Consider the following 15,188-nt stretch of genomic DNA (forward strand, 5'->3'; position numbering starts at 1 on the left):
TGGGGCTCTTTACTGCCGGCCGGCTCGGCCTGCCCCCGCTTTTTCACGCCTGCCAGATCATTCAGCAGTTCTTGTCGTGCAGCCGGAAAAGCAGCGTTGGCCTGCTCAGCAGCCCATGCCCTTGTCCCAACAGCATCTGACCCGCACCGGACGCCGCGCGCTCAGCGCCCTGTCCGCTCTGGCCGACGTCCAGCACAGAGTTATGTGCCACGAACCAGGATGCCGTCAGGACCCTCTTACACCATCGAGGCTGTTTTGTAAATCCCGGTGTGCCGGTAGTAAAGGATTCTGGGAGACCTGAAATTCTCTGTGGGTGCCGGATCAATCAGGCCCGGGCACACGGAGGCTTCTTTGCACAACATAAATACGCTTAACCCGGACGTCGATTCGCCAGCAATCCAGGACATGATTGAGCTCGTACTGTTCGAGGCAGATGGCACTGTGGTGCTGACTCTTCAGGCCGCGCTGAATGGCGCTGGTTGCCGGCTGGCCGACGTTGAGATTCTTGAAGGTTTTTCGGGGACGCGCCTGGACATCGCCCGTGAGTCCGACCCGGTCGAACGGGCCCGCCTCGAGATGGCTGCGCGCTACGGTGGGGGAGGGGCGCCCGTGCGGGCGTTGCAGCTCGCCGTCATGACACTGTGGCATCCCCGTGGCGAATTCGATTGGTTCTTGCGGGATTACCTGCTCGCTGGCTGCCACGGCCGCGCCCAGGCCGCTCCCGTCCGCCAGCACCTTTACGACAGCCTGCTCGCCGTCAATGTGGGGGGGCAGATGGGCCTGCTGCCTGTCGACGACATCTGCCCGGCCCGGGTCATACGTGACGTTCACCAGCGGGCCGCACTGTGGGCGTACGTTCGCGCCGTGCTCGGCCGGCAACGCTTCGAGGCTGCGCCGCTCAGCCCCTCGCCCGACAGCCCTGCGCTCCACGCCGCCATGTGGCCGGTGGTTGAGGGCCGGTCCACGTCGCGCGCAGAAGCCCAGCTTCTCGCCGCGGCCCGCACCGTTGACCCGAGTTTCCAGCGTCTCGACGACGTCATCAACGCACTCTAACAGCCCCAAAAGGCCGTCTGAGCACAGCAGCAAAAATTGGGGGCGGCGCAGGCCGCCCTCTTCTCGTGCAGTTGCGCTGGGCCTGCCCTCCACCTGCACGAATTTGACAGACGCTCAGTGACGCTTGTGCCCGGAACAGTTGCACGTTGCCCAGACGCGTTCTATGCCCGTCCACATTAAAGAACTCCGCCCTGGCACCTGCGCCGGCCAACAGGCGATCAGGTGGTCCACGAGCCCAGTGTCAACCCAGTGCCCCAAAGATCTTCAGGTCGAATCACCATCGACGCAGGGCCTGCTCGCCGTCTATGTGGGGGACAAATGGGCCTGATGCCCGTCGAGGACAGCTGTCCGGCCCTCCTTACCGAATGCCTCTCATGCCTAGTCTTTGGCCCGCAGCAGCGCCAGAGACACGCCGCCGAATTGCAGCAGGTCCCCCGCCCGGACCGCTTTACGCTGACCAGTCGTGACGGGTTCTTCGTTAACCGAGGTCGGCCCCAGCGCCCTGAGTATCAGTTCTCCATTCTGCACCTGCAGCTCAGCGTGGCGCGGCAGCACGCCTGGCCCCTGCACGGCCTGAGGCCCATGACTGCCCAGCGTCACCCGGCTCAGCGGCACAGGCAGCGCAATCACCTGGGTATCGCCGTGAAGCAGCAGACGCTCGCTCAGCTCCTGTGCCGCCTTGCCCTGCACCTGGCCTTTCTCCTGAAAGATGAACTCGTTGTTGCCCAGGCGCAGGCGGTCGCCCCCACGGACCAGTCCCTGGCTGACCCGCTGCCCGTTGATCTCGACGGTCTCACCTTCCCAGGCCCACGCGTTGCCCCGGCGCACCAGCTGCCCAGCCTTCAGGGGCACGTCGCGGTCGTGGTACAGCGAGATGTCCTGCCCGTCCGAGCGGCCCACTGTCACGGTGTCCTTACCCAGCACGTACTGCTTGCCCTCATAGGGGCCGGTGGTGGTGCCCAGCAGCCAGGCGCTCTTGAACAGCTCCTGGCTCAGCTGCAGGGTGAATCCGATCGCCGCGCCCAGCACCGTGAGGCCCACCAGGCGTGCAAGGGCCCCAGTGTCATCCGCGCCTAGCGTGAGGCCCGCGAAGTTGTCAAAGACCAGTCCACCCACGGTGCCGCCCACCACGCCGCCCAGCAACCCGCGACCGGCTTTCTTCCAGGACCGATCAGCCAGGCCCAGCACCAGGCCCACCCCGGCACCCATCAGCCCCCAACCCAGCCCACGAACCAGCCGCGGCGACACGTCACTCATGTTTAAGGCCAGCCCATAGAACAGCTGCGCCAGGGCCCCGGACAGTGCCCCGAGCAGCAGTGCTGGGAGCCACACACGCCCCAGGTCACGCCACCAGCGCCCCCTTAGGCCCAGCACATTCTCGGCCGCGACAAGGAGCAGCGTGAGTGGCAGCATCACTAGCGCCGTCCAGGCCGCGGTCGAGAGCATGGCCTGTAGGGCCGTCTCCCCACCTGCGGAGCCCATCAGGCGCTCGGACAGCAGCGCGCCCAGCAGCCCACCGAGACCGCCCACCAGGCTGGTCTGAAGCGTCACCGGCACTTTCATTCCCAGTCCTCTATGCACATATTCCCGCCAGGAACCACGTCGTTCCTCATAGCCCGCACCCGGCCGCCGTCAGGTCAGGGCCGGCCCCGGTCAGCTCCAGGCCGATCACGTCGCTGCCATTGCCGGCGCAGGTGTTGGCCACCGCCAGTCCAGCCGCGTCCCGCTTGTAGAGGATGCCCGCCTTGCCGTTCTCCATGAAGACGTTCTCCCGCAGTTCGGGGGCCGCGTCGTCAGTCACCACGATGCCGTTGAGCGCATTGCCGCTTACCTCGTTGCCGTACACCATCCCCCCGACCCGCTCGGCAAGGACAATGCCGCTCTGTTTGTTGTTGCGGATGGTATTGCCGCTCAAGGTGGGCTGGGCGTCGCCCCAGGCCGAGACTCCCGGGTGGGCATTGGCCTCGATGACGTTCTCGGTCACGGTGCCCGCCGCGTGGTCGGCGAAGGTGATGCCGGCGTCCACGTTGCCCCGGACGCTGTTCCCGCTCAGGGTAGGCGCGGCGAATTCGGTCAGGGCCACCCCCGTGCGGTTGTTCTCCATCACGTTCTCGCTGGCGGCGCCTCCCCCACGCCCGAAGTACGCCAGGCCGCTCTGCTTGTTGCGGCGCAGCGTATTGCCGGTGACCGTGGGCCGGGCATCGTCTTGCACCCCGATGCCTTGGAAGCCGTTGCCCTCGGCGGTGTTGTCCTCCAGGGTGGGTGCGGCGGTTCCGTGCACCGTGATCCCGCGCTGGCGGTTGTCCCGCACCTGGTTGCCGCTCAGGGTAGGCGCAGCGCGGTCCATCACCATCACGCCGTGCACCCCGTTGCGGTCAAACGAACTGCCGGCGATCCGGCCGCCCGAGTCGTCCAGAAAGATCGCTCCTGCCAGCGTGTTGTCGCTGAGCCCCGTGCCAACGGCACTTACCTCGCTGTCCTCGCTGAGATAGAGCCCATAGCCGTTGCCGGTGAGATAACTGCCTTCCAAATCGCCCCGGGCGCCTTGTGAGAGCCACAGGCCACTGCCGTAAAGCCTGGCCTCAGCGTCGCGGACCGCGCCACTCAGGCGCACCTGCCGCAGGGTGACCTGCCCGCCCTCAGCGAGCATCACCCGGCCCGCCGAGCGCCCCGTCCACAGCATGGACAGCGCCTGAAAGCGTGCGTCTGTTTCACGGGAGATGACGACGGTCTCGCCTGCCGACGACGCGATCCAGGTCTGGTCGAGGCCGGCTCCAACCAGGCTGGTCTCGGCCTCCAGGGTCAGGGGCGCGTCCAGCAGGTACACCCCGCGCTCCAGTTGCAGCTCGCCGCCCGCGGCCGCCACCGCCTGCAGTTCGGCCAGGGCGTCCTCTCCAACCAGCGGCAGCGCAAAGCCCGCGCTGACCCAGCCGGTCTGCCCGGCGTGTTCGACCTCGTACCAGCCGCCCTGCTCGCGGGTGGCCTGCAGCACGGTACCGCCGGGCAGCACGGCGAGTGAGGTCGCGCCCTGCGCGGGCGAGGCCCGCAGGTGCAGGTTGAGGGCCACCGTCATGATGGTCAACGTCGGCGCTGCGTGCTCCTGTGCCGGGGCTGCGGTGTCGGCCGCTGCTCCAGCAGGCGTGAAGGCCGGCGTGCCCTCTCTGGCAAAGCGCTCCAGCCCGCCGCCGAACACCGCGTAGCCGCCGCCGGCGAGCAGAGCCGCGAGCACCCAGGGCCAGGCCGCCGCGCGGCGGCGGGCCGGAGCGGGAGGCGCCGGGGACGGGGAGGCCGGCTGAGGGGCCGGCGGCGCTGGGGACCGGGGAACTGGCTCTGGTGCAGGCGGCGCTGCGAGAAGAGCGAGCACCTCGTCGGTGGTCTGGGGGCGGTCCGTGACCTTGATCTCCAGGCTGCGCTCGATGGCGCGCCGTAGGCCAGGCGGCGTGCCTGGCGGCAGCGGCGGCAGCGGCGTTCCCAGCATCCGGTCCGTGACCGCAGGCGGGGCCTGCCCCGTGAGGGCGTGATACAGGGTGGCGCCCAGCGCGTAGATGTCGGTGTAGGGTCCGAAGCGGGCTGCGCTGCCGTACTGCTCCAGCGGCGCGTACCCCGGCGTGACCAGCCGGGTGTGGTTGACCGTCTGGCCCTGTGCGTAGCCCCGCGCCGAGCCGAAGTCGATCAGCACGACGCGGCCGCCCTGCTCCAGCAGGATGTTGTCGGGCTTGAGATCGCGGTGCAGCAGTCCGGCGCCGTGAACGAGGCCCAGCGCCCCCAGCACCCGGCGGGAAACCGCCTCGACCTCGCCGGCCGGCAGCGCGCCGCCGCGCTCGATGCGGCCGCCCAGCGTCTGTCCTTCCAGGAACTCCATGACCAGGTACGCCGTGCCCGCCTCCTCGAACAGGTCCATAACACGCACGATGTCCGGGTGGCCAAATCGGGCCAGGACGCGGCCTTCCTCGGTGAAATCCCGCTTGGCCTGCGCCCACCCGGCGAGGTTAAGCGTGACTGGGGGCCGCACGGTCATCCCCTGGCGCAGGGTGCCGGCCGGGAACAACTCCTTGATGGCCACCCGGACACCAAGTTGCTGCTGCACCGCCGCGTAGGTGATGCCGAAGCCCCCCTGCCCCAGCACCCCGTCCAGGCGGTATTTGCCCTGCAGCACCGTGCCGGGTGACAGCGTCTGGCTGCCCAGCGGACTGCCGCAGGTGGGGCAGGCCGCTGCGCCGGGCGGCGTGACGCTGCCGCAGGCCGGACAGTTCATGGTGTCTTTTCCATAGGCTCAGCGCACCCGCTCGATCAGGAGGGCCGTCGCGTTGTCGGGCGCGCCCGCATCCAGCGCCAGGTCGATCAGGGCATCGACCACCTGCTGGGTGTCGGGCTCGGTCAGCAGCAGGTCGCGCAGGGCCTGCTCCGGCACCTCCCCCCACACGCCGTCGCTGACGAGCAGCACGCGGGCGCCCGGCACCAGCGCCAACGGCGCGTCCAGCGTCTGGACGTAGTACTCCTGCGGTTGGCGCACGCTGCCTAGTGACCGCAAGACCTTGTTGCGCTCCGGGCTGCTGGCCGCATCTTCCGGCGTCATCATGCCGTTGGCGACCATCGCGGCGACGTAGGAGTGGTCCTGGGTGAGCTGCCGCACCTCACCGTCAGAGGCGTGGTAGGCGCGGGTGTCTCCGACGTGGCCGAGTTGCAGCGACTGCCCTTCGATCTGCACCCCGCTGAAGGCGCAGCCGCCGTCTTGCCCGTTCAGGGCCTGCAGCAGCGCCGCGTTGGCCTCCCACACCCACCCGACCATGTCTGGTGCCGTCGAGGCCAGGAAGCCTTCCACGGCAGCGCGGCTGGCAACCTCGCCAGCGGCCATGCCGCCCATGCCGTCGGCGACGCAGGCACGCAGACACGTGACCTGGGCGCCCTCGGCGTCGATCTGGCGCAGGTGATGGCCGAAAGCGTCCTCATTGAGCGGCCGGTCAACGTTCAACCCCACGGTGGTGGCCGCCGCGACCCGGTAGCTCGCGGCAGGGGTCCGGCCCAGCTGTCGCAGCGCGTCCATGAGGGCGGTGGGCGTCAACCGCTCGGCAGCCGGGGCCAGGGCCCGGTGCAGCAGCTGCGGCAGCCCCGGTGCGCGCAGGCCGGACAGGGTCAGCGCCGAGGCACCCTCCGGAGGCAGCGGCTGACCACTCAGCCAGCAGTACAGCACCGCGCCCAGCAGGTACACCCCGCTGACCGCCTGCGCGGGACCGCCGGATTGCACCTCGGGGGGCGTGTAGCCCTCGCGCAGCAGCGGCTCGATCTCCTCGCCGATGCGCGCGACGCGCGGTGGAAAGCGCAGCCGCAGCTCGCTCCCCGCGGTCCGCAGCAGGCCGCCCGGCTCCAGGTCGGTCAGCGCGTAGCCCTGCTTTTCCAGCGCGAAGACCAGGCGGGCCAGTTCTGTCCACAGCGGCAGCGCCTCGGCTGCCGGCAACGGCCCCGTGACCGGCTCGCCAGCGGTGTCCGGCACAAGGTAGGCGCCATCAAGCGCGGTCCAGCGGGGCAACAGGCGGTGCGGTGCGAGGTCCGCCCAGCCCGGCGCCGGGCGGACATAGAGCAGACCGGGCCCGTCGCCCGCCGGGTCGGCTGCCACGAACCAGCCGCGTCCCAGGTCCTGCCCCAGCCGGGCGCCGGCGACCATGTCGCCTTCCTGCGGACTCGCGTCGGGCACGGTGATGGCGTAAACCTCTTCTTCCAGATCGTCTAAGACGGCTCCCGGAGACTGCTCAGCACAGGCCGCGTCTGCGAACTGGATGTCAAGGGCGGGCAAAGACAGCGCGGCCGGAAGAGCGGGCTCAGCGGAGAGGGGCGGCTCGGCAGGCGCCAGCTCTATCCCGTCAATAACGGTGTCTGGCGCAGCCACGGGGGGATCAGGGAACTCAGTCATGGTCAGTCCTGGTGGAAGGTGAGCATCAGGTTGCCAAAGGCCAGCTCGTCGCCGTGGGCCAGAGGCGTGGGTTCTTGCAGGCGCGGTGAGAAGTTGCCCTGGCCCGCCCGCTTGAGGTAGACGCCATTGGTCGACCCCAGATCACGCACGAACCAGCGACCCCCTTCATGCGACAGCTCGGCGTGCCGGCGCGAGATGTGCTCGGCCCCCGTGATCCCCGACACGTCGATGTCGACCGGGCCGCTCGACGCATCAAAGCGCCCAACCACCAGCCGCTCCCCCGCCAACGGAATGAATTCACCCGTGGGGGCGCCGAATTTCTTCAGACCCAGCCGTGCAGTGCCGGTGGGCACGGGCAATTCCAGCAGCGGCGCGGACGCGGCGTCAGGCACCGGGATGGGCGTGGGCGCGGCGTCTGAAGCGGGCGAGTCGTCCTGGGCCGGCTTGGTGAGCGTCAGACTGGGGGCCAGCGGGGCTGGCTGCTCCGGGCCGCTGCTGGTGTCGGTGGGCCTATCCCACCCGGAACCTTCCAGCGCGGCGGGCGCCGTGGTGTCCTCGCCCGCAGAATGTGCAGGTTCTGACGGGACGGCAAGTTCTGACGGGGCGGCGGTCGGGCTCAGCTCGACGCCGCATCCATCGCAATAGGTGGTGCCGTGAGGGTTGATGGTGCCGCAGACGATGCAGGTGAGGGTCATAGGGTTCCTTTTAGAAAAGTAGAGAGTCAGAGACGGCGAACGGCCCGCAGCACACCGAACGAGATGAGCGCGGCCAATAAGGGCAGCCCGACGAGGTAGACCGGGGGCAGCGCCGCATCTTCGCCGTAGAGATAGGCAAACACGCCAGCGACCGCCGGCAGCGCCGGCAGCGTCCACCACACCAGGTTGCTGAGCAAATATCCGCCCAGCGCTCCGAGGACGCCGCCCAGCAGAGCGATAGAGGGGCCGCCCTCACCCACAAGTGCAGCGGCAACGCCTCCCAAGATGCCCAGCACGACGCCCGTCCAGCGCAGCGCCGCGAGGGCGGGGCGGTGAACAGGGGCTGGGGCCGCTTTGGGAGTCGGCGTCTCCCAGCGGCGCAGCGGTCCGGGCACCTCCCCGGCGCTGTCCAGCCAGCGGCGCCCCACCAGCGCCTGACGCACCGGGTTCGGGAGCGTGCCTGGCGAGAGGTCGCCGTCATACAGCAGGTCGCGGAGCTGCTGCTCGGTGAGGTGCCTGGCGCGCAGGTAGTCGGCCAGTGGATCTGCGGGCGGTGCCGGAGGTTTGGGGACAGGCTTCGGCTGGGGCTTTGGGGTCGGTGCCGGCTTTGGTGCCGGCTGGGGCGCCCCTCCGCGCAACAGGACCAGCAGCTCCGCCGCGCTCTGGGGACGGTCAGTGACCTTGACGGCCATTGCCGCTTCGACAACCCGGCGCAGCACCGGGGGCGTGGATGCGGGCAACGGGGGCAGCGGTGTGCCGAGCGCGCGGTCGGTCGCGGGCGGCGGCATCACGCCGGTCAGGGCGTGGTGCAGGGTGGCGCCCAGCGCGTAGATGTCGGTGTAGGCCCCGAATTTGGCCGCCGTGCCGTACTGCTCCAGTGGCGCGTACCCGGGCGTGACCAGCCGGGTGTGGCTGACGGTCTTGCCCGGCGCAAAAGCGCGCACCGAGCCGAAATCGATCAGCACCACCCGCCCGCTTTTCTCCAGAACGATGTTGTCGGGCTTGATGTCGCGGTGCAGCAGTCCGGCCCGGTGCACCTCCGCGAGGGTCTCGGCCAGCGACGCGGCGACGCGCCCGACAGCGGCCGCCTCCTGTGGGCCCCGCGACGCGAGAAGCGCTCCCAGGGTCTCGCCGTCCAGCAACTCCATCACGAGGTAGGCCGTGCCGTGGTCCTCGAAAAAGTTGAGAACCCGCACGATGCCGGGATGGTTGAAGCTCGCCAGCACGCGGGCTTCTTCCAGGAAACGCATCTTGGTTTCGGCGAAGCCCTGTGTGCCCAGGGTGCTCGGCGCGAAGACCGTATTTTCCCGGCGGCTTGACCCACTGATGAACAGCTCCTTGATGGCCACCTGATGCCCCAGGCGCTTGTCGCGCGCCTGGTAGGTCACGCCGAAGCCTCCCTGACCCAGCACCTTGAGCACCTCGTACTGTCCCAGATTGAGGGTGGCGCCGGCCGGCAGCGTGACGGAGGCCGAGAGTGGCGCGCCGCAGGTCCGGCAGCTTGTCTCTGCTCCCTGAACCGGGTCACCACAGACGGTACAGACCACCCCTAGGCTCCAGACATCTTCCGGATGTCTTCATCGGAGGGCAGGTCATGGCCCCCCACCTTGATGGTCTGCGTTTTGGCCCCAATCTTGAGCGTCTTGGCCGTTCCTAGGCTGATGGTCTTGGTGCTGCCGAGTTCACCCAGCGCGCGGTCAAGGGCCAGGGTCATCGCTCCGTTGCCCAGGCGCTGGGTCATGGTGCGCGCGAGTTCCAAAGTCTTTTGCGCCTGTTGCGGGTTGGTCTGCGCCTCGCGGGTGGCCTGGGCAACTAGACCCTCGACGTTGCGCTGCTGCACCCACTGCATCACTTCAGGGTCGATGCGGGCGGCGAGACTCTCATCCCGCGTGAATTCCACAACCACGTCGAGCGGTGGGATCTCGCCCCGGTAGTTCGCGCCCGGCACCTCGTAGGTCACGCCGAGCTGCGCGAGGCGCATGCGCGCCGGAGGACGCGCGGGCAGGCTGAACTCCAGAATGTAGGTGCCGCCGGGTCCTGCCTCTACGTTGCCCAGCGGCAGGGGAGTGCGGTCCCGGTCCACCTCGGTCTGTGTTGGGTGCACGCGGGTCACGCGGTCGAGCACCACGTCCTTGACCGTGCGCACCGACAGCCCGACATTGGTGACCACCTCACTGGCGGCGTGCTGCAGGTCGCCCAGCAGCGCGGCGGGCAGGTCAGAGGCGCGGACGGCGGGCGGTTGCGGGCTCTGCGTGTCCGGCACCACGTCGATGGGCTGCCCCTGGGTGCGGTCGGTGATCTGCAGCAGCAGACTGGTATTGACCTCATCGCCGACACCTACCGTCGTGACCGGAACCTGCAGCCGGGCAAGCTCAGCGATCTGTTCCTGCACCAGCGCCTCGTCAAAGGTCTGGCCGTCGCTGAGCAGCACCAGGCGCCGGTTGCCCGTCTCGGAGGCGAGCAGGACTGCGCCGGCGCGCAGGCCCGCGCCCATGTGGGTGCCGCCGGAATACCAGTCCAGGCGCTCGGCGGCGGCGAGCAGCCGGGCCCGCTCCGAGGTGCCGGTGAACGGCACGAGAACTTCGGCAGTGTCGTCGAACTTCACCAGTGCCAGGCGGTCTTCGGCGCGCAGCAGATTCGAGGCGAGCAGGCCGCGCAACGATTCGATCACCAGATCCATCTTGGACTTCGCGCCGCGCACCACCTCATAGGTCTTGCCCTCGACGACGGCGGTCCGGCCGGTGTGCTCGGTGGGTTCGGTGACGACCTCGCGCATCGAGCCGGAGGTGTCCACCACAAAGGCGACCGATAGGGGCGGGCGCGCCTGGCGCGCCGCGGCCTGCGGGCGCAGGGTCAACATCAAAAAGAGCTTTTGGCCGGCAGACTGCGCCAAAAGGTAGTCACGGTGGGGCTGGAGATGGGCATCAAGCATGGTGTGGGTTCCTTGGCCGGTGAGAAAGGCGGCAGTCCTAGCCTACGGGCTTGGGGACCAAACTAGGACCGCAAATGTGTCAGCGGTCTTACCGCGGCGCAGATGTGCGGCTGGCCTGTGCCCCCTGCTCGTCTATAGTTGGCGGGTTGTGTCCCCTGCCTTTCTCCCCGATGTCCCCACCTCCAAGCTCGGCTTTGCCGGACATGAGACCTTTCCTTTCCGCTACGGCTGGCTGACCAAGGGCATCCGCGGCGCGCAGCGCCACGCCATGTTCTTCTCGCAGCCCTCGGCCCTGGTTAATCTGGGCGTCGGCAAGAACATGGTGCAGAGCATCCGGCACTGGGGCATCGCGACCGGCGTGCTGGAGGACATGGGCCGGGGCGAGACCGCCATCACCATGCTGGGGGATCGCCTGCTTGGCCACTGGGATCCATACCTGGAAGACGCGGGATCGTTGTGGTTGTTGCACTGGCAGCTGGTCAACTGCCCCGAAAAAGCCGCCGCCTGGCACTACGCTTTTTTCCGCTGGACCCGGCAGGAATTCACGCGCGGCGAACTCACCGACGCCTTGACCGAACTCGCCGAGCGGCAGCAGGCCCGCAGCAAGCGCTCGACCATCGAACGGGACGTCGACTGCCTGATCCGCACCTACCTGCCGGGCAAAAGCAGCAAAAAGGGCGTCGCTGAGGAATCGTTCGACTGTCCGCTGGCCGAACTCGGCCTGCTGCGGCCGCTGCACGACGGGGAACGGTACGCTTTTGTTGTCGGGCACAAGCGCACCCTCCCGACGCTCGTTTTTGGAGCGGCCCTGTTGGAATTTCTGGAGCGTACGCGGGGCGAGCGGCAGACGGTCGCGCTGCATGACACGCTGTACGGCATAGGCAGCCCAGGACAGGCATTCAAGCTCTCAGAAAACGCCCTGGTTGAGCTGATCGAGGCCATCCAGGAAGAGACGGATGGGGCCATCGAACTGGACGACACCGCGGGCCTGAAGCAGATCTATCTACGGCGGCCCCTGGACCCCGCCGCGCTGCTCGCGCGCCATTACGGAGCGCAGGCATGAGCGCCGCTTCCCCCAGCGTCCCGCTGAACGGCCCGCTGCGCTTCCTGCGTTCGGTGCGGCTGGAGCGAGATGCCCACACGCCCAGCGCCCTGGAGGGCTACACCCTCACCGCGCAGGCCCGCGCCGTCTTGCGCCGCATGCTGGAGGCGCTCGGCCCGCAGGGCACCGAGCGCGCCTGGACCCTGACGGGGCCGTACGGCAGCGGCAAGTCCGCCTTCGCGCTGTTCCTCACCCAGCTGCTGAACGCGCCAACGGGCGAAGGATACGCCCTGTTGCAGGCAGCAGACCCCGCTCTGGCGGACGAGTGGCGGCGCACCACGCCGCGGCCCTTCCTGCCGGTTGCCCTGACCCTGCGCCGGGCCCCCCTGGCCGTGGCCCTGCTCGAAGGACTGCAGGAGGCAGCCGTCGCCCTGAGCGGCGCAGACACTGACGCGTGGCGGATAGGTCTGGCTGGCCTGCGTGCCCAGGGCAGCACGCCTGACAGCCGTGAACTGCTGCGCCAGCTCGAGGGCCTCCAGGGCCTGGCCGCCGCCCAGGGATACGGGGGCGTGGTGCTCGTGCTCGACGAGCTGGGGAAAGCGCTGGAATACGCGGGTCGCTTCGAGGGCGAGGACATCTATCTCCTGCAGGAACTCGCCGAGGTGGCGGCCCGCAGCGGCCCGCGCCCCCTGCTGTTCATGGGCGTCCTGCATCAGGCTTTTGAGCACTACGGCGAGCACCTGATCGCCAGTGCCCGCAAGGAGTGGGCGAAGGTGCAGGGCCGTTTTGCGGACATCGCTTTCCTGGAGCCCCCCGAACAGCAGATGCGCCTGGCGGCGCAGGCGATGGACGCCCTTTCCATCCGGCCTGCCCGCGACCTGCTCACGCAAGCCAGCGCGGCGGCCGAAGGGATCGCCGCGCTGGGCCAAGCGCCCCGCGCCCTCGGGAATACGGAATTCCTGTCCCTCGCCCGTTCAGCTGCCCCACTACACCCCACCGTGCTGCTCGCCTTACCGTACCTTTTCCGCCGCTTCGCGCAGAATGAACGCTCCCTGTTCGCGTATCTGCTCAGCGGCGAGCCGCACGCGGTGCCTGACCTGTGGCCCGCCCGCGCAGCGCTCGTGCGCCTGGCAGACCTGTTCGATTACTTTGCGCTGAACCTGCTGGGCAGCCTCTCGCGGCAGGCCTTTGCGCGGCGCTGGCTGGAAGTCGTCGACGCCGTCGAGCGTCATCCCGATCTGAGCGAGCTGCAGGTCCAGACCCTCAAGACGGTTGGGCTCCTGGGCGTGCTGGGAGACGTCAGCACGCTGGTGCCGGGCGCAGAACTGATCTCGCTGGCGCTGCGTGACACCGCGGAAGACCCTGAGGTCGCGCGCACGCTGCAGGAGCTCGAACACCGCTCGCTGATCGTCTACCGCCGCTTCAATCGCACCTTTCGGGTCTGGGAAGGCAGTGATGTGGACATTGAGGAGCGGCTGGAGGAGGGACGCCGCAGCGTGGGCGCGCAGCTTGCCCTGTCCGAGATCCTGGAACGGTACCTGCCCAGGCGCCCGCTGGTGGCCCGGCGGCATTCCTTCGATACGGGCGCGCTGCGCTTCTTCGAGATCCGCTACCTGGATGAACCGACTGACCCCGCTCGCCTGACGCCGGCGGCCGGCGCCGACGGCATCCTGGTGTGCAGCCTGCCGGCGAGTCCGGAACAGGGCGAGGCCTTTGCGCGTTGGGCCCAGGCAGACGCCTTGCGTGAACGCCCTGACCTGGTGGTGGTCGTGCCCGAGCAGATCCATTCGCTGCGCGAGGCGGCCACCGAGCTGCGCGCCCTGCACTGGCTGCGCGAGAGCACGCCGGAACTTCGCGACGACCGCGTGGCCCGGCGCGAGGTGGCCGAACGCCTCTCCCACCTGGAGACCCTGCTGGTCACGGCCGTCGAGCAGCTGCTTGACCCACGCCCGGCCCCCCAGGGCAGCCACGCGGCCTACCACCACCTGGGCGAGCGGGTCGGGGCCCCGACCCCCCGTCAGGCCACCCAACTGTTGTCAGCGGCAATGGACGCGGTCTATCCGCAGTCGCCTCACGTCCTGAACGAATTGGTCAACCGCCGCACGCTGTCCTCAGCGGCGGCCGCCGCGCGGCGCACCCTGATCGAGCGCATGCTCACGCAGGCTGAAGAACCGCTGCTGGGCATTGAGGGCTACCCGCCCGAGCGCAGCATGTACGAAAGCGTATTGCGGGCAACCGGTCTGCACGCGCCCCTCGATCCCGAGGAGCCCGAGGGAGGCTGGCGCTTTCTTGAACCCCAGGAAGGGCACGCCACCCACCTGGCCCCAACCTGGGCGCGAATCGGCGAACTGATCTTCGGGACGGACGAACCGCTGGCGGTTGACCTGCTGTTCGCGCAGCTGGCGGCCCCGCCTTACGGCGTGACGGCGGGGCTGCAACCCGTCCTGCTCGCGGCGTTTATGCAGGCACATCCGCACGAGATCAGCCTGTACCGCGAGGGGGCCTTCGTGCCCGAACCCAGCATTGCCGACTTCGAGGTGCTGCTGCGCCGCCCCGAACTGTTCGCCGTTGCCGGCAGCGCCGTGCGCGGCGAGCGCGCCGACGTGCTGACTCGCCTGGCGGCAAGCCTGAACACGCCCGAAGCCCTGGTGCCGGTCGTGCGCACCCTGATCCGGATGGTCAAAGGCCTACACGACACTTCCTGGCGCACCCGCCGCCTGCCGGACGAGGTGTTGGCGCTCAGGGACGCTTTCGAGCGCGCCCGTAGTCCGGAAAAGCTCTTGTTCGCAGATATCCCTGCTGCCCTGGGCTTGCCGGCCATTGGGGATGGCCCTGGTGATCCTGGGCGGACCGCCACCTTCTTCGAGGCCCTGAACGGAGCCATCCGTATCTGGGCCGCCCACGCCCCACAGCAGACGGTGCAGGCTCGCGCCACGTTGCTCGAAGCGCTGGAATTTCCTGCCACCGATGAGGGCTGGCAGGCCCTGACCGAGCAGGCGCAGACGCTTCAGGGCCGGCCACTGCCCGCCTCGTTGGTGCCGCTGGTCAACCGCTTGTGCAGCCCTGGCAAGGCGGAAGCGGTGCTCGATGGCGTGCTCGCGCTGGTGGCGGGTCGCTCGCCGCGGTCCTGGACGGATGCGGACGCCGACCGATTTCCCACACAGGCCCAGGCCATCGCGCAGACGTACGGGCTGGCCGCGCGTCAACTGGGCTACAGCAGCCCCGAAGCCGAGCAGGCCAGCGAGCGCTACGTTCAGAGCCTCCGCGCTTCCCTGGGCCTGACGGGCGCCGGCCCCAACATCCCGGCCCGGCACCGGGATGCCGTGAAGCTCGCGCTGCTGCGCCTCCTGCAGGAGCTGGACGCCGAATAGTCCCACCGGCCGTGACCGCTATCCCGTCGCCCGGTTCAGGCTCCATATCTGGACCCAGAGCCAGCGCCGCCCCGAAGCGCCCGCGGTCATCCCGCGCGGCGCGTTCGCGCAGGGCGTCCTCGGCCATCAGGTTCCTCTCAGCTCGGCTGGAAGCTCACGAGGCGCGAAGGCTGTGACGTCGAAGCGC

The 15,188-nt window shown here is 68.9% G+C and carries 9 protein-coding genes; 3 read left to right on the forward strand and 6 right to left on the reverse strand.

What is annotated here, in order from left to right:
• The first annotated feature begins 351 nt into the window (after window positions 1-351).
• Complete coding sequence (locus FHR04_RS06175; RefSeq protein WP_139401659.1) at window positions 352-1,053, forward strand: hypothetical protein; 702 nt, start codon at window positions 352-354, stop codon at window positions 1,051-1,053.
• Window positions 1,054-1,431: 378 nt separating this feature from the next.
• Here the strand turns inward: FHR04_RS06175 and FHR04_RS06180 are convergent, their stop codons facing one another.
• The 6 genes from FHR04_RS06180 to FHR04_RS06205 are packed head-to-tail and all read right to left on the reverse strand — an operon-like array spanning window position 1,432 to window position 10,516.
• A complete protein-coding gene (locus FHR04_RS06180; protein ID WP_139401661.1) occupies window positions 1,432-2,616 on the reverse strand; it encodes an FHA domain-containing protein in 1,185 nt (394 codons plus the stop codon).
• Between the two features lie 46 nt (window positions 2,617-2,662).
• Complete coding sequence (locus tag FHR04_RS06185) at window positions 2,663-5,308, reverse strand: right-handed parallel beta-helix repeat-containing protein (RefSeq protein ID WP_139401663.1); 2,646 nt, start codon at window positions 5,306-5,308, stop codon at window positions 2,663-2,665.
• Window positions 5,309-5,326: 18 nt separating this feature from the next.
• Window positions 5,327-6,961 carry a PP2C family protein-serine/threonine phosphatase gene (locus FHR04_RS20905; protein ID WP_170213869.1) on the reverse strand — a complete coding sequence of 545 codons (1,635 nt, stop codon included), beginning with the start codon at window positions 6,959-6,961 and terminating at the stop codon, window positions 5,327-5,329.
• Window positions 6,962-6,963: 2 nt separating this feature from the next.
• Window positions 6,964-7,656, reverse strand: a complete 693-nt coding sequence (locus tag FHR04_RS06195; protein ID WP_139401665.1) for an FHA domain-containing protein — start codon at window positions 7,654-7,656, stop codon at window positions 6,964-6,966.
• Window positions 7,657-7,682: 26 nt separating this feature from the next.
• Window positions 7,683-9,203 (reverse strand): serine/threonine-protein kinase, encoded by a 1,521-nt coding sequence (locus FHR04_RS06200; RefSeq protein ID WP_139401667.1) that lies wholly within the window; start codon window positions 9,201-9,203, stop codon window positions 7,683-7,685.
• Window positions 9,204-9,205: 2 nt separating this feature from the next.
• Window positions 9,206-10,516 (reverse strand): vWA domain-containing protein, encoded by a 1,311-nt coding sequence (locus FHR04_RS06205; protein ID WP_249039005.1) that lies wholly within the window; start codon window positions 10,514-10,516, stop codon window positions 9,206-9,208.
• Window positions 10,517-10,736: 220 nt separating this feature from the next.
• Between FHR04_RS06205 and FHR04_RS06210 the strand changes: the two genes are divergently transcribed.
• Both FHR04_RS06210 and FHR04_RS06215 read left to right on the forward strand, forming a co-directional pair.
• Window positions 10,737-11,651 carry a DUF4007 family protein gene (locus FHR04_RS06210; RefSeq protein ID WP_211344174.1) on the forward strand — a complete coding sequence of 305 codons (915 nt, stop codon included), beginning with the start codon at window positions 10,737-10,739 and terminating at the stop codon, window positions 11,649-11,651.
• Complete coding sequence (locus tag FHR04_RS06215; RefSeq protein ID WP_139401673.1) at window positions 11,648-15,001, forward strand: hypothetical protein; 3,354 nt, start codon at window positions 11,648-11,650, stop codon at window positions 14,999-15,001. Before FHR04_RS06210 ends, FHR04_RS06215 begins: the two co-directional genes overlap by 4 nt.
• The last annotated feature ends 187 nt before the right edge of the window (window positions 15,002-15,188 follow it).

The organism is Deinococcus radiopugnans ATCC 19172, assembly GCF_006335125.1.
Taxonomy (GTDB): Bacteria; Deinococcota; Deinococci; order Deinococcales; family Deinococcaceae; genus Deinococcus; species Deinococcus radiopugnans.

Excerpts from the sequence above, each read along its gene's own strand:
- FHR04_RS06195 (WP_139401665.1), bottom strand. The coding sequence starts at position 7,656 with ATGACCCTCACCTGCATCGTCTGCGGCACCATCAACCCTCACGGCACC.
- FHR04_RS06215 (WP_139401673.1), top strand. The coding sequence starts at position 11,648 with ATGAGCGCCGCTTCCCCCAGCGTCCCGCTGAACGGCCCGCTGCGCTTC.
- FHR04_RS06180 (WP_139401661.1), bottom strand. The coding sequence starts at position 2,616 with ATGAAAGTGCCGGTGACGCTTCAGACCAGCCTGGTGGGCGGTCTCGGT.
- FHR04_RS20905 (WP_170213869.1), bottom strand. The coding sequence starts at position 6,961 with ATGACTGAGTTCCCTGATCCCCCCGTGGCTGCGCCAGACACCGTTATT.
- FHR04_RS06205 (WP_249039005.1), bottom strand. The coding sequence starts at position 10,516 with ATGTTGACCCTGCGCCCGCAGGCCGCGGCGCGCCAGGCGCGCCCGCCC.
- FHR04_RS06185 (WP_139401663.1), bottom strand. The coding sequence starts at position 5,308 with ATGAACTGTCCGGCCTGCGGCAGCGTCACGCCGCCCGGCGCAGCGGCC.